This window comes from Rothia sp. HMSC068F09 (assembly GCF_001812775.1).
Lineage (GTDB): Bacteria > Actinomycetota > Actinomycetes > Actinomycetales > Micrococcaceae > Rothia > Rothia mucilaginosa_A.
The window spans coordinates 44,192-57,267 of the sequence record NZ_KV810430.1 but is presented as its reverse complement, the minus strand read 5'-3'; the positions used below and the strand labels follow the sequence as shown (position 1 = coordinate 57,267).

Annotated in this window: 11 protein-coding genes and 1 pseudogene; 5 read left to right on the top strand and 7 right to left on the bottom strand. The window is 63.8% G+C overall.

Going from position 1 to position 13,076, the window contains the following annotated elements:
- Positions 1-60: 60 nt before the first annotated feature.
- On the bottom strand, positions 61-1,074 hold the full coding sequence (galE, locus tag HMPREF2874_RS07030) for a UDP-glucose 4-epimerase GalE (RefSeq protein WP_070604114.1): 1,014 nt from the start codon (positions 1,072-1,074) through the stop codon (positions 61-63).
- A 301-nt stretch (positions 1,075-1,375) separates the two neighbouring features.
- Positions 1,376-2,341: a 2,3,4,5-tetrahydropyridine-2,6-dicarboxylate N-succinyltransferase gene (gene dapD / locus HMPREF2874_RS07025; RefSeq protein WP_070649722.1), complete on the bottom strand. Its 966-nt coding sequence runs from the start codon at positions 2,339-2,341 to the stop codon at positions 1,376-1,378.
- A gap of 105 nt (positions 2,342-2,446) precedes the next feature.
- Between dapD and dapE the strand changes: the two genes are divergently transcribed.
- From dapE to HMPREF2874_RS07005, 4 genes are all read left to right on the top strand, one after another.
- Positions 2,447-3,601 carry a succinyl-diaminopimelate desuccinylase gene (gene dapE, locus HMPREF2874_RS07020; protein WP_070649719.1) on the top strand — a complete coding sequence of 385 codons (1,155 nt, stop codon included), beginning with the start codon at positions 2,447-2,449 and terminating at the stop codon, positions 3,599-3,601.
- Positions 3,602-3,872: 271 nt separating this feature from the next.
- On the top strand, positions 3,873-4,256 hold the full coding sequence (locus HMPREF2874_RS07015) for a hypothetical protein (protein WP_070649718.1): 384 nt from the start codon (positions 3,873-3,875) through the stop codon (positions 4,254-4,256).
- Positions 4,253-5,620 (top strand): hypothetical protein, encoded by a 1,368-nt coding sequence (locus HMPREF2874_RS07010; RefSeq protein ID WP_070649716.1) that lies wholly within the window; start codon positions 4,253-4,255, stop codon positions 5,618-5,620. The genes HMPREF2874_RS07015 and HMPREF2874_RS07010 overlap by 4 nt, the downstream gene beginning before the upstream one ends.
- Positions 5,621-5,934: 314 nt before the next feature.
- Positions 5,935-6,312 carry a twin-arginine translocase TatA/TatE family subunit gene (locus HMPREF2874_RS07005; protein WP_070649714.1) on the top strand — a complete coding sequence of 126 codons (378 nt, stop codon included), beginning with the start codon at positions 5,935-5,937 and terminating at the stop codon, positions 6,310-6,312.
- Positions 6,313-6,414: 102 nt separating this feature from the next.
- On the opposite strand, the gene HMPREF2874_RS07000 is transcribed toward HMPREF2874_RS07005, so the two are convergent.
- The 3 genes from HMPREF2874_RS07000 to HMPREF2874_RS06990 are packed head-to-tail and all read right to left on the bottom strand — an operon-like array spanning position 6,415 to position 9,761.
- Positions 6,415-7,617 carry a P-loop NTPase gene (locus tag HMPREF2874_RS07000; protein ID WP_070649712.1) on the bottom strand — a complete coding sequence of 401 codons (1,203 nt, stop codon included), beginning with the start codon at positions 7,615-7,617 and terminating at the stop codon, positions 6,415-6,417.
- Entirely contained in the window at positions 7,604-8,440 is an 837-nt protein-coding gene (locus tag HMPREF2874_RS06995) for a DUF1003 domain-containing protein (RefSeq protein ID WP_070649710.1), read from the bottom strand. The genes HMPREF2874_RS07000 and HMPREF2874_RS06995 overlap by 14 nt, the downstream gene beginning before the upstream one ends.
- Positions 8,433-9,761: a magnesium transporter MgtE N-terminal domain-containing protein gene (locus HMPREF2874_RS06990; RefSeq protein WP_049343908.1), complete on the bottom strand. Its 1,329-nt coding sequence runs from the start codon at positions 9,759-9,761 to the stop codon at positions 8,433-8,435. The genes HMPREF2874_RS06995 and HMPREF2874_RS06990 overlap by 8 nt, the downstream gene beginning before the upstream one ends.
- 113 nt (positions 9,762-9,874) lie before the next feature.
- Between HMPREF2874_RS06990 and HMPREF2874_RS06985 the strand changes: the two genes are divergently transcribed.
- Complete coding sequence (locus HMPREF2874_RS06985; RefSeq protein ID WP_070649708.1) at positions 9,875-10,858, top strand: hypothetical protein; 984 nt, start codon at positions 9,875-9,877, stop codon at positions 10,856-10,858.
- Positions 10,859-10,961: 103 nt separating this feature from the next.
- On the opposite strand, the gene HMPREF2874_RS06980 is transcribed toward HMPREF2874_RS06985, so the two are convergent.
- The gene (locus HMPREF2874_RS06980) at positions 10,962-11,831 is read right to left on the bottom strand and encodes a hypothetical protein (protein WP_070649706.1); all 870 of its coding nucleotides are present in this window, start codon (positions 11,829-11,831) and stop codon (positions 10,962-10,964) included.
- 14 nt (positions 11,832-11,845) lie between these two features.
- Positions 11,846-13,076, bottom strand: a pseudogene (locus HMPREF2874_RS09400) (hypothetical protein); the annotation flags it as partial.

Below are 13,076 nucleotides of genomic sequence, written 5' to 3'. Positions count from 1 at the left end.
TAGGTGAGACAACACCTATCGGGCATCCTGTAACACCCCCGCAGGAGGGGCTAAAACTGTTTAGGCTTCGTAACCGTTGGGGTTATTCTTCTGCCAGTTCCAGTGGTCGCGAACCATGGTCTTGATATCACGGGTAGCGCTCCAACCCAGGTCAGCCAGGGCGGAGGAGGGGTCGGCGTACGAGACCGCAACGTCACCGGGGCGACGATCCACAATCTTGTACGGCAGCTCCTTACCGCACGCCTCCTCGAATGCGTGCAGAACCTGCAGAACCGAGTAGCCGTTACCGGTACCCAGGTTCCAGGTGTGCAGGCCGCCGTGCTCAGCAATATAGTTCAGCGCCTTCAGGTGGCCGTCGGCCAGGTCGACCACGTGGATATAGTCGCGCACACCGGTACCGTCAACGGTCGGGTAGTCGTTGCCGAAGACGTTCAGGTGGTCGCGGCGACCCACTGCAACCTGGGCGATGAAGGGCACCAGGTTGTTCGGGATACCCGCCGGGTCCTCGCCGATACGGCCGGACTCGTGTGCACCAACGGGGTTGAAGTAGCGCAGCAGAGCAATGTTCCACTTGGAGTCGGAAGCGGCCAGGTCGACCAGCATGTCCTCGATGTGCTCCTTGGTACGGCCGTAGCAGGACTGCGCATCCATGTTCATCTTCTCGATGAGCGGCATGGACTCGGGCTCGCCGTACACGGTAGCGGAGGAGGAGAACACGATGGAGTGGCAGTCGGCCTCGTCCATGGCGTAGAGCAGGTTCAGGGTGCCGGCCACGTTGGTCTGGTAGTACCACAGCGGCTTCTCAGCGGACTCACCCACAGCCTTCAGACCCGCAAAGTGAATCACGGCGTCGGGGCGAACCTGCTTGAAGAGGGCCTTCATGCCCTCGAGGTCGAGCAGATCAACCTTGTGGAATTCGGGAGCGCGGCCGGCCAGCTCGGTGACGCGCTTGAGGGACTCTTCGGAGGAGTTGGCGAGGTTATCCATGACGACGACGTCGTGGCCTGCCTTGAGCAATTCAAGTACGGTGTGCGAGCCAATGTAGCCGGCACCGCCGGTAACGAGTACCTTCATGATGTCCTTTCGAGCAAAAATTCCGGCGTGAACCGGACGGAGCATGTGCTGTTGAGCTGTATCTAATGGTACAGGGGTCGAGGCAACAGAATGGTTTTATGCACTGTGCGCTTGTGCACTCCGGTGTGAGCACGTGGGAGGCACATAAAAGACTACGGATGGTGAAGTTATCGAGGAAGGGATGCGAGCCCCGCGCACAACGTAGAAAAAAGGGCCGGGATGCTTCACGCATCCCGACCCCTCAAGCCCGCAGGGGCGGCCCGCATTAACGCAGGCCGGCCCAGACTAGTCCAGGTACAGACTAGTTCAGGTGCAGCGCCTCGTTCAGCTCCACGGTGTTCTTCGCACGCGGCAGAACCTCAATCGCGCCGCTCAGCGAATTACGGCGGAACAGCAGGTTCGACACGCCGGACAGCTCCGCAGCCTTCACCACGCGCGCCTCCTGACCGGGCAGCAGCACGCTCACGCGGGAACCGGCGGTCACGTACAGGCCCGCCTCAACCACGCAGTCATCGCCGAGGGCAATACCGATACCGGACTCCGCGCCCAGCAGGGAACGCTCGCCAATCGACACGCGCTTCTTGCCGCCGCCGGAGAGGGTGCCCATCGTGGAGGCGCCGCCGCCCACATCCGAGCCATCGCCCACCACAACGCCCTGCGAGATGCGGCCCTCAACCATGGAGGTGCCCAGAGTACCGGCGTTGAAGTTCACGAAGCCCTCGTGCATCACAGTGGTACCGGATGCCAGGTGCGCGCCCAGGCGCAGGCGATCGCCGTCACCAATACGCACGCCGGCGGGCACCACGTAATCCACCAGGCGCGGGAACTTATCAATGTGGCTCACGCTCAGGTGACCCAGCTTGCGCAGGCCAATCGCGAGCTTCTGGAACTCGGCGGCCAGCACCGGGCCGTGGTTGGTCCACGCCACGTTTGCCAGGGTGCCGAACAGGCCGTCCAGGTTCAGCTCGTTCGGGCGGACCAGGGTGTGGGAGAGCAGGTGCAGACGCAGGTAGGCGTCCACGGCATCCTCGGGTGCCTCATCCAGGTTGATGGAGGCGGTGCGCACCTCGGTGCGGGCATTGCGCGCCGGGTGCTCGGCGGCCAGCTCCTCCAGCTCGTCCGCGATGGACAGGTCGGGGGTCTGGGTCAGGGAGGGGGCGGGGAACCAGGCATCCAGAACGGTGCCGGCATGCTCGCCGGAAGCAACAACATTAACCAGTGCGACGCCGGAGGCGTAACGGGGAGTGTTTTCAGACATGCACACCATTATATGGGCTGTAGCACACCGAGCATCAGGATCGTCGGCGTTCGTCTCACGAACAGAAGCGCGGGCCCCGGGATGCGGGGCGCCCCCAGCCTGTATCGTGGAGGGATGACTGTGAATCACCACGCACCCCTGGACCTGAACGTATCCATGCCCGAGCTGACCCGCGCCCTGCTCGACTACGAATCGGTATCCGACCACGAGAAAGACCTGGCCGACGCCGTGTATGCGGCGCTCGCGGCTTACCCGCACCTGCACCTGACCCGCGACGGGGACGCCATCATTGCCCGCACCGAATTCCCGCCGCTGCCCGGCGAAGAGGGGGAACGCACCCGCATTATCCTGGCCGGTCACCTGGACACCGTGCCCCTGCCCACCGTCGAGGGTTCCCTGGGCACCGTGCCGGCAACCGTCCGCGAGGAAGACGGCGAGTACGTGCTCTACGGACGCGGCGCGACCGACATGAAGGGCGGCGTGGCCGTCCAGCTGAAGCTTGCCGCCGAGCTGACCGCGCGGGACACCGACTACAACCTGACCTACATCTTCTACGACCACGAGGAGGTCGCGAGCGAGCTCTCCGGCCTGGCGCGTCTGATCCGTAACCACGGCGAGCTCATCACCGACGCCGACTTCGGCGTGCTGCTCGAACCGACCAACGGCACGATTGAGGGCGGATGCAACGGCACCATGCGTTTCTTCGTGCGCACCCGCGGCCTGGCCGCCCACTCGGGCCGGGCCTGGCGCGGCGAGAACGCGATCCACGCCCTGGCGCCGGCGTTGGCGGCGCTGGCCTCCTACGAGCCGAAGACCATTGCCGTGGAGGGCCTGGACTACCGCGAGGGCCTGAACGCGGTGCAGATCTCTGGCGGCGTGGCCGGCAACGTGATTCCCGACGCGGCGGCGATGCACGTGAACTATCGTTTCGCCCCCGATAAGACCCTGGACGAGGCGGTTGCCCACGTGCGTGAGGTTTTCGCCGGGTACGAGCTGGACTTCGTAGACCTCTCCCCGGCGGCCCGCCCCGGCCTGGACACCCCGCTGGCCGCCTCCCTGATTGCGGCGGTGGGGCAGGAGCCCCAGCCGAAGTACGGTTGGACGGACGTGGCGCGCCTGAGCGAAATCGGAATCCCGGCCGTGAACTTCGGCCCCGGTGACGCCCTGCTGGCCCATACCGACAACGAGCACGTGCGCTTCAGCCAGCTGACCCGCTGCCACGCGGACCTGCGCGCCTGGCTGCTCAGCGACCGCGACGACGAGGACTAGGAGGCGGGCTAGGAGGCCTTCCCAGCCCGGTTGCGTGCCGAACCAGGCGGCATGTGCCCCGTGCGTGAATCCCGCGGGCGAACTCCGCGGGTCAGGCGCAGGGGCCCTATGCATGGGCCCCGTGCACGAACCCGGACCAAAGCCCTCCCGCCTGCCGGCCACCGCGTTGTCGCCCCGTCCGGCAGGCATCTCACAGCGTCATAGAAGGGGAGACAACGCATCTCTCTTCTAAGATGGAGAGTATCCATACACGTTATTCGAGAGGACAGAGTTGAACATTCTTCTGATTCTGCTCGCCCTGATCCTGCTGGTCATCGCCTCGCTCACGGTGATTGCGCTCGGCGGCCACCGCGCCGTGCCCGGCGCAGTGTTCTTCAACGCCGTGGGCCGTGACGGCCTGGGAATCTTCGACACGGTCGACGACCTGGACGTCATCGCCAAGCCCTTTAGGGCCCCCGCGCCGCAGGCCGTGCCCGCCGAGGGCCCCCGGGCCGTGCAGGAAGAGCCGGAACCCCTTCCTCTGGCCGTGCCGCACACCGGTAACGTTGAGCGGACCCTGAGCGCCCACGACTTCGTGGAGCACCACGTGGACAAGCCCTCGGGTGCCTCCGCGGTATCCTCCGCCGAGAAGCCGCAGAGCGGGGAGGCCCGATGAGCGCACGCGCCGGGCTCACCGAATCGAGCGAGCCGGCGGAGCATACCGCATCCCGCGTCGAGCAGAACCGGTCCGAGTCCTTCGACGAGGCCCTGACATGGATGTACACCTCCTCTGCCGAGCGTCTGCGCCGCGTGGGGGAGCGTCTGCGCGCCCTGCCGGCCTGGCTTTCGGTGCTGCTCATCTACGGGATTTCGCGTGTGTGGGGCTTCGTGGTGTTCGCCGTGGTCGGTCAGCAGCAGCTGCGCGGCCCCTGGGGCGAGCACCTGAGCTACCTCTCCTTCATCAGCACCTGGGATGCCGGCTGGTACGAACAGATTGCGCTCAACGGTTACCCGAGCGAGCTGCCGGTCAACGCGATGGGTGTCGTCCAGCAGAATCAGTGGGCGTTTTACCCCATCTTTCCGCTGCTCTCGCAGGGGATCAGCCGTCTGACGGGCATCGCCTACTACCCGGTGGCCGCCACCGTCGCCCTGCTGGCCGGTTTCGCGGCGGCCTGGATCATCTACCTGCTCTTTGACGCCTCGGTGAAGGCGGCCCGTCTCGCGCGTTCCGGATCTGACTCCGCCGATGCTGAGCCCGCCTCCTCGTTGGCCCTGTGGGGCACGGCCCTGGTGTCGTTCCTGCCGGTGGCTCCCGTGCTTCAGGTGCCTTACGCCGAGTCACTGAACCTGGTGTTCCTGGCCGGTGCGCTGCTGTGCCTCGTGAAGGGGCGTTACGGCTGGCTGGTGCCGGTTGCGGCCCTGGCCTGCCTTTCCCGCCCGGTGGGCGTTCCGCTGGGTGCAGCGGCGGGCCTGTGGTGGTTCGCCTGCTGGGTTCGGTCGAGTCGCGCTATGGGCATTGGCACGGCGTTTGTGCGCCGTGCGGGGCAGCTGGTGAGCGCCCTGCTGGTGTGCGCGTGCGCGCTGGTTTGGCCCGCGATTGCGTGGTCGGCTACGGGCCGTCCGGATGCGTACACGGCCACCGAGACGGCGTGGCGCGGCACCCATTTGGCACCGATTGAGCCCTGGCTGACGCAGGGGTACCTGTACTTTGGGTATGCGGCCCCGATCCTGCTGGTTCTGCTGATCCTGGGTTTCGCCGCGCTGTGCCTGAGCCCGGTGGCGCGAAGCGTTTTGGCGGCCCCGCTGAATCTGTGGTGCGTCTGCTATTTCACCTACCTGATTCTGTTCCTCAACCCGCAGTCGTCGACGTTCCGTCTGCTGCTACCGCTGTTCCCGCTGGTCGTGGTGGTTGCGGCGCTGAGCCGTTCGCGAGCTTACCGTTGGGCGTTGCTGGTTGGGGGCGCGTGCGCGCAGTGGGGCTGGGTGGGCTGGCTGTGGCATTGGAAGCAGCTACCCGGCGGTGGAGACTACCCGCCGTAAACCGCTGAATCTATCCAACGGGTGCTTGAGACCGCCGGTGCGCTGACGGCGGTCTTTTGCGTTCGGGAGGCGGGCGTGCCTGCGGTTGGAGCCGCAGCGTTTTAACCCGGCGGTGGAGACTACCCGCCGTAAACCGAATATTGTGTGGGGAGACCGCCGGTGTGCTGCCGGCGGTCTTTTGCGTTCTTAGCCGAGGGCGCAATACTTTCGGCGGGGCTTTAGCTCGCGCATCCCGCAGGTCCAGAGCTTAAAGACACGTTCGTATGGGCCCTTTTGGTCGGCGGCACCGGCCCGGAGCTGATAATCTATATTCTGTGTTTGGTATTAGTGGCACCGAGTTGATTATTCTGGCCATCATCACGTTTGTGGTGATTGGCCCCGAACGCATGCCCGAATACGCCCGTCAGATTCGCGAGTTCGTCAAGACCGTGCGCCGCATGGCCTTCGACGCTAAGGACGACTTCAAGGAGGCCCTGGGCGAGACGGGCCTGGAGGACATCAACTGGCGACAGTACGACCCCCGCCAGTACGACCCCCGCGTGATTGTGCGTCAGGCATTCGCCGAGGATGACGCCGAGCGCGAGCGCGAGGCGAAGGCCCGCGAGGAGGCGCTGCTGAAGGAGAAGGAGAAGGCCGAGAGCCATTCCCTCCCGCGAGGCGCGTACGCCCCCTTCGACGTGGACGCCACCTAAGATTTCGAAACAAAGAACCCCGCACCGGTCACGGCGCGGGGTTCTTTGTGTATCAGCTTTTCTGCGTCAGCTTTCTATCGGTGGTTTCTAGAGGCTCTAGCCCTAGACGAAGAGCGGCAGGCTCTGCCCCGCCCTCGACTCGCCAGAGTGCAGAAGCTTCGAGGCGATGGACTGGATCTCTTCGGCGGTCGCGGAGTCGGGGTGACCCCACACGACGGGCATGCCCTCGTCACCACCGGTGCGCAGGTTCACGTCCAGGGGGACCGAGCCGAGCAGCGGGACCGGGTAGGAGAGCGCCTCCGAGAGACGCTCAGCGAGCACCTGCCCGCCTCCGGAACCGAACATGTCGAGCACGGTGCCGTCGGGCAGGGTCATGGCGGCCATGTTCTCTACCACGCCCACGACCTTCTGGCCGGTCTGCAGGCTCAGGGTGCCGGCGCGTTCGGCCACATCCACGGCGGCGTGCTGCGGGGTGGAGATGAGCACGAGCTCCGCATTCGGTAGCAGCTGCGCCATGGAGATGGCGATATCGCCGGTGCCGGGAGGCAAATCCAGCAGCAGCACATCCAGGGCGCCGAAGTGCACGTCCATGATGAACTGCTCCAGCGCGCGGTGCAGCATGGGGCCGCGCCAGGCCACCGGCTCGTTACCCTTGAGGAACATGCCGATGGAGATGACGCGAATAAAGCCCCCACTGACCTGCGCATCGCCCCAGCGGCGGGCGGGGGTGGGAACATCCACGGTGGGGGGAAGAATCAGGTCATCCAGGCGTGTGGGGGCATCGGTGATGCCGAGCAGGCCCGGAATCGAGAAGCCGTGCACATCCGCGTCGATGATGCCCACCGAGAGCCCGCGCGAGGCGAAAGCCGCCGCAAGGTTGGCCGTCATGGAGGACTTACCCACGCCGCCCTTGCCGGACACCACGCCGAACACGCGGGTCAGCGAGCCGGGGGCGGTGAACGGGTTGGTGCGTTCGGGCTTGAGCATCGAACGCAGGGCGGACCGCTGCTGCGGGTTCATCGCGCCCACCTGCAGCTGCACTCGCTCGATGCCCTCGACGGTGGCGGCGGCCTCGCGCACCTGCTGCTCGATGGTGTTCTTCAGCGGGCAGCCCTCGATGGTGAGCAGAACCTTCACCTCGGCCCAGTGGCGGCCGGGAATCGGCTTACCGCGCTCATCCAGCTCGGGATGCACGAGCGCGGTCTCGACCATGCCGAGCTCCGTGATGGGGCGGCGCAGCTCGGGGTCCTCCACGCGGGCAAGGGCCGCGTAGAGCGCGTCCTGCAGCGGGTTATCGGCGCTCACGGGCGCCTCCCTCCGGGGCATCGCCCGAGGTCTTGGCCGGGCTCTCTGCCTTCCGCTCGCCCGGGTCCTCAGCGTGCGCGGAGCCCTCGGTCTCCTCGCTCTCGGTTTCCTCACCCTCGATGCCGTCGGAGGCGTCGATATCGTCGATGGCCTCCTCCAGGTCCTCAATGTCCTCGCTGATGTCCTGCAGCTGCTCGGCGTGGCGCTCCTGCTCCTGCGCAATGTTCTGCAGCTCCTCAAGAATGTCGCGCAGCTCGCTACGGACGAAGTCTCGGGTCGCCACCTCGCGCAGGGCAATACGCAGCGAAGCAATCTCGCGGGTCAGGTACTGGGTCTCCTCCAGGTTCTGCTGATCGCGCTTACGGTCCTCGGAAGCCACCACGCGGTCGCGGTCGTCCTGACGGTTCTGCGCGAGCAGCAGCAGGGGAGCGGCGTAGGAGGCCTGCAGGGACAGCATCAGGGTCAGCAGGGTGAAGTTCAGGCTACGCGGGTCGAACTGCATCTCCTCCGGCGCCAGGGAGTTCCAGGCCAGCCACACGCCACAGAAGATGGTCATCCACATCAAAAACTGCGGGGTACCCATGTAGCGCGCAAACGCCTCGGTCATGCGGCCGAAGGAGTCCGGGTTGGGGCTGGCAAACAGCCTCGGCTTGCGGGTGCCGGGGGTGCTCAGCTGCGATTCGCCGCGCTGCGGGCGGGAATCGCCGCGCTCGCGGTTGCGTTCAGCGTACTTCTTCTCCAGGCGGTCCTTGAGAATACGCGCCTTATCGATGCGGGGGTTCTCTTCAGTACGGTTTGCGTCGCGGCGGTTCGAATCAGGCAAAGCGTCGTCCTACCTTTCGTACGGGAGTTCCATCATCGTAAGTTCGCCAGTCTTCGGGCAGGAGAGCATCGAGCACGTCGTCGATGGTCACTGCGCCTACCAGGCGGTGCGAATCGTTCACAATGGGAACGATGGTCAGGTCGTAGGTCGCGAGCACGCGTGCCAGCTCTTCGAGGCTGGCCTGGTCAGAGACCGGCTCGGTGTCGGTGTCGAGGATGTGGCCGATGGGCTCGCTCGGCGGCACGCGCAGCAGCTTCTGCATGTGCACCAGGCCCAGGTACTTACCCGTCGGGGTTTCCAGGGGCGGGCGCGTCACCATGACGGCAGCCGCCATTGCCGGAGGAATTTCCTCGGCGCGGATGTGCGCAAGCGCCTCGGCGACGGTCGCCTCGGGGGAGAGGATAATCGGCACCGGGTTCATGAGCGAACCGGCGGTACCCTCGTCGTATTCGAGCAGTCGACGCACGTCGTCCGCCTCGTCGGGCTCCATGAGTTCGAGTAGCTTCTCACGCTGGGCGTCGTCGAGCTCGATGAGAAGGTCGGCCGCGTCGTCCGGTTCCATCTCTTCGAGGACCTGCGCGGCACGCTCGTCGTCCAGGTGCGAAAGAATCTGCACCTGGTCCTCGGCGGGCAGCTCCTGCAGAACGTCCGCGAGGCGTTCGTCCTGCAGCTCGGCGGCGATTTCGACCATGCGCTTATCGCTCATCTCGTGGATGGCGTCCGCCAGGTCGGCAGGCTTGGAGTTTTCGTGGTTGGCCACGAACGCGGTTGCCGCCTGCGGCTCCACGTCGGTGGAGAGCAGAGCCTCGTCCCAGTCGACGATGAGGGTCTCCTTGGAACGGCGGCGCCACGTGCTGGAGCCGGAGCTGACGCGGGAGACGAACAGCTCGGTCACGCCCCAGTCGCCGTTGCGGCGCTGCTCAATCGCGACGTCTTCAATAACGGCGTCGCCGCTGCCGTCAAGCAGGCGTACGCGGCGGTCGAATAGCTCACCGACGATGAGGGTCTCGGAGTTGCGCTGCTCGAAGCGGCGCAGGTTCACCAGACCCGTCGAAATGATTTGTGAAGCGTCGATACTTCGCACGCGGGTCATGGGCATGAACACGCGTTTCTTGCCGAGCACCTCAACGATGATGCCGACGACAATCGGCTCGGTGCCCTTGGCGGGGCGGGCGCCGGCAATGGAGGCACCCAGGCCGCGTTTGAGCACGACAACATCGCGGAGACGGCCGAGGCGGTCACCGAAGGGGTCAAAAACGTCGAGGCCCAGAAGGCGGGCAATGTAAATCTTGCTGGGGGCGCTGAACTTAGAATTGCTCACCCCTCTAGGGTACGCTCCGCCGCCTGGAATCGCACTTTGAGCGTTCTCGTTCTCAGCGGTGCCCGCAGGGAAGCCCCGCGGCCGGGTTCTGACAGGCCGGTACAATTAATGCCATGACTTTTCAGCTGCCGAATCTGCCCAATACCCCGCCCTCCTCGTTTATGGCCTCGCGCCTGGCCCAGGCCAACGGCCACCCCCTGCCGAGCGGCGAGCCGGTCGCCTCCTTCGTGCGCCACGACGACGCGCTATCCGCTTTTGACGTGCTGAACGAGCAACAGTTCCCGGTGACTGCCCTGTACCTGGTCAACGACGGCATCCGTCAGGTAGAGTACCCCGTGCAGACCGGCTACGGCCGCGCCCTGCTGGTATCCGCCATCCAGGGCGTCATGATCGGTCTGCTGTACTCGATGTTTGTGGCGGCCGGCGGCACGAACTTTATGAGCGCGCTGCTCTCAACGGTGCCGATTTCAGTGGCCATTTTTGTGCTGTGGCGCGTATTCGACCTGCGCCGCGGCCGCGGGGTTCGCTACCCCATGCGCACCGAGGCGATTCCCTCGCGTACCGTGCTGTACGCGCTGCCGGAGTACGCCCAGGAGGCGCGCCGCGTGCTGGGCGGTCATTCCCGCTTCTCGGCCGCGGTTGCGGCCGCGCGTGCGGCGACCGCCCCGGAGGCTTCGCAGGCGCGTGCCGCGCAGAGCACCGTCTCGATGAACGGTGCGCCGGTTCCGACCGGCGCTCCGAAGGCACCCTCCTACCGTTCGCAGGCCGGTAGCCAACCCGCCCCGAACCAGAACCTGCCCGAGCGCGATACTACCGCGCAGAACGCGGTGGCCCAGAGCGCGGCCCAGAACATGCCCGCGCCCGTCCAGCCCGCGCAGAGCGTTCCGCCCGCCGTCCGGGAGGCGGCAACCGCCGAACAGGTAAACAGCGCGCAGGTGACCGATCAGAAGGCAGAGCCGCAGAAGCGTCCGGCTCAGCGCTTCGGCCTGCGCGTGGACGACCCGGAGGAATACGCCAAGCTGATTCAACCCAAGCCCGAGCGTCCCACCCCGCGCCCGCAGGGCCTGCACGATAAGTCCTCGAAGGACTCCGAATAGGCTCCAGCCGCAACGGCGGAAAACAGGCGGAGAAGACGGCGACTGAGAAGAGACGCGAAAGCCCCTCACCGATTCACTCGGTGAGGGGCTTCTTACATTCTATTTAACCAGTTACGGGTGTAGTTTTGGGGGCTTCATCATCTTCCTTCTCAGGAATGGTGATACCCACAGTGACGTACTTCTTCACCGACCACCCATTCATAGCCACCGACACCGCAAAGAACAGCGCAGGCAACCACTCCAGGCGAACCAGCGAATAGCCCAAGTATCCGAGCGCAATACACCCCGCCAAACCAGCCACGCCGATGCACACGGCACGCAGGATGCGATACCTGTCGGTTCCTTCTTCAAGGCGGGTGCCCTGCAGGTAGAAGAGGCCCTCACGCACAACACGCAGGAACCCAGGAGTCAGGAAAAGCGCAACCGCCAGAGCCACCGGATCATAGCCTGCAGTCATGAAACTAGTCAGAGGAACCACAAGGCACAGAACCGTGAAAATAGCCGCTGATATAACGCCCACACGGGTTGAGTACCTATTCATCTGTTCCATGCGCTGCAGGTCAGGAATATCGTCATTAGGCTCAGTAGGCTGAATGAGGAAGTAGGTAATGAACATTCCACCAGCCATGTACCAGGAGGCGAAGTTCATCCCCGGGGTCCACACTATTTCATCTGTAGCGTGTAGTACCCCGAAAGCGGTTAGAGCCGTCAGAACAATCAAGCCTACCGCGCCGATGAGCATAAGAAGGAGAAAGAAGAGGTGGAAAGAACCGCCGTTTGCTTTACCCCCAATGTTTTCGCTGTGAGCCGTATCTATGACTGCAAGGAATACGGGACACATAATGAGGAACAGCGCGCTCCACGGCCAGCCCTCAATAACGGCCATCGCTATAGATGCAAGAGCTACGAAGATAAAGGCGCACCAGAGGCAAATAAGCCACAGCACTCTTAAGGTTTCAAAGAAAATATGCACCCTACTCCTTTCTTTTACCCATTCCCATTTTGCTGGTTATGCGGAGCCTCCTCGACTTGATGTCGCAATGACGTTACCCCAGCAGACAATGTAGGTACAAAATTATCTACCGTATGTTTCACAGCGTACTTAGCAGCATGCTTAAGCGGTTGGGAAGTGGTTAGCTGAGATACAGCCTGATTGCGCCACCAACCACGAGAAATCAGCATCGTATGCTGACCCGGTTTCAGAAACTGTCCAACTTGATGCGACAAGAATTCCTTAGTTTCACGCGCAGGAGCCATCATAGCTACATCATCAGCCACCCCTGCGGTTCCCTTCAAGCTGGTCCAAGGCTTATAGTCGACAGCCTTACGGATTAGGTTATCTGCCCACTTCCAATCAGTTTTCTCGGCAACTTTACTAGCCAATTTACCTACCTTCGGAGTAACACCTGCAACATCCCTAGCACCAGCCATGATACGACCACCAATACCACCGGTTATACCACCAACTACGGCACCGATCGCCGCGTCCTTTGCTACTTCCTTCCATTCAAAGGACCCCTTCTGTGCCTTTTGGGTAATCATAGACATACCGGCACTAGAAACCGCTCCGGCCAAGCTGCCTACCAGAATCATAGTTACAGGGCCACCAGCAATGGACAGAGTACCTACAAACCCTCCAAGAGCCATCAGCCCGGCGCCTGCAATATACTCCCAGTTTTCCCCGAGCCACTTCTTGGGATCGTTCCAGGCTGCTTTCGCTTCCGCCTTTACCTTACCCCACAGATCCTTCGCACCCTGCCAGATTTCGATAGCTTTATTTGCGACACCTAAAGCTGTCCTCTTGACCCAACCGGTAATACCAGAAGACGCTTTCTGCTCGCGATACTTCTCAAAGTCCTCCACCGACACCGGCGACAGGCCCCACGGATCCACCAAAGAAACCGGGTTACCACCCACCAGCGAGAACGGATCAGCACCCCAACCAGCACCCACAGGCGCAGCCAAAGGATCAGGCGCGGTAAAACGAGCCACACGCGAATCCACCACGCGGGCACCCAACACCTCAAAACCAGTAGAACCCAGCACCACACCCGAAGCCGCAGAAACACCAACCAGCGAATCCGGCAACACCGGCGCACCACCAGCACCCTGAGCAGAAGGCAGAGCAGGCGCAGCAACACCCAAAGAATCCCAACCATACGGGTCCAACAGACCGGCACCGGAACCAGCACCAGGAACCAGCGAACCCACAGAAGGC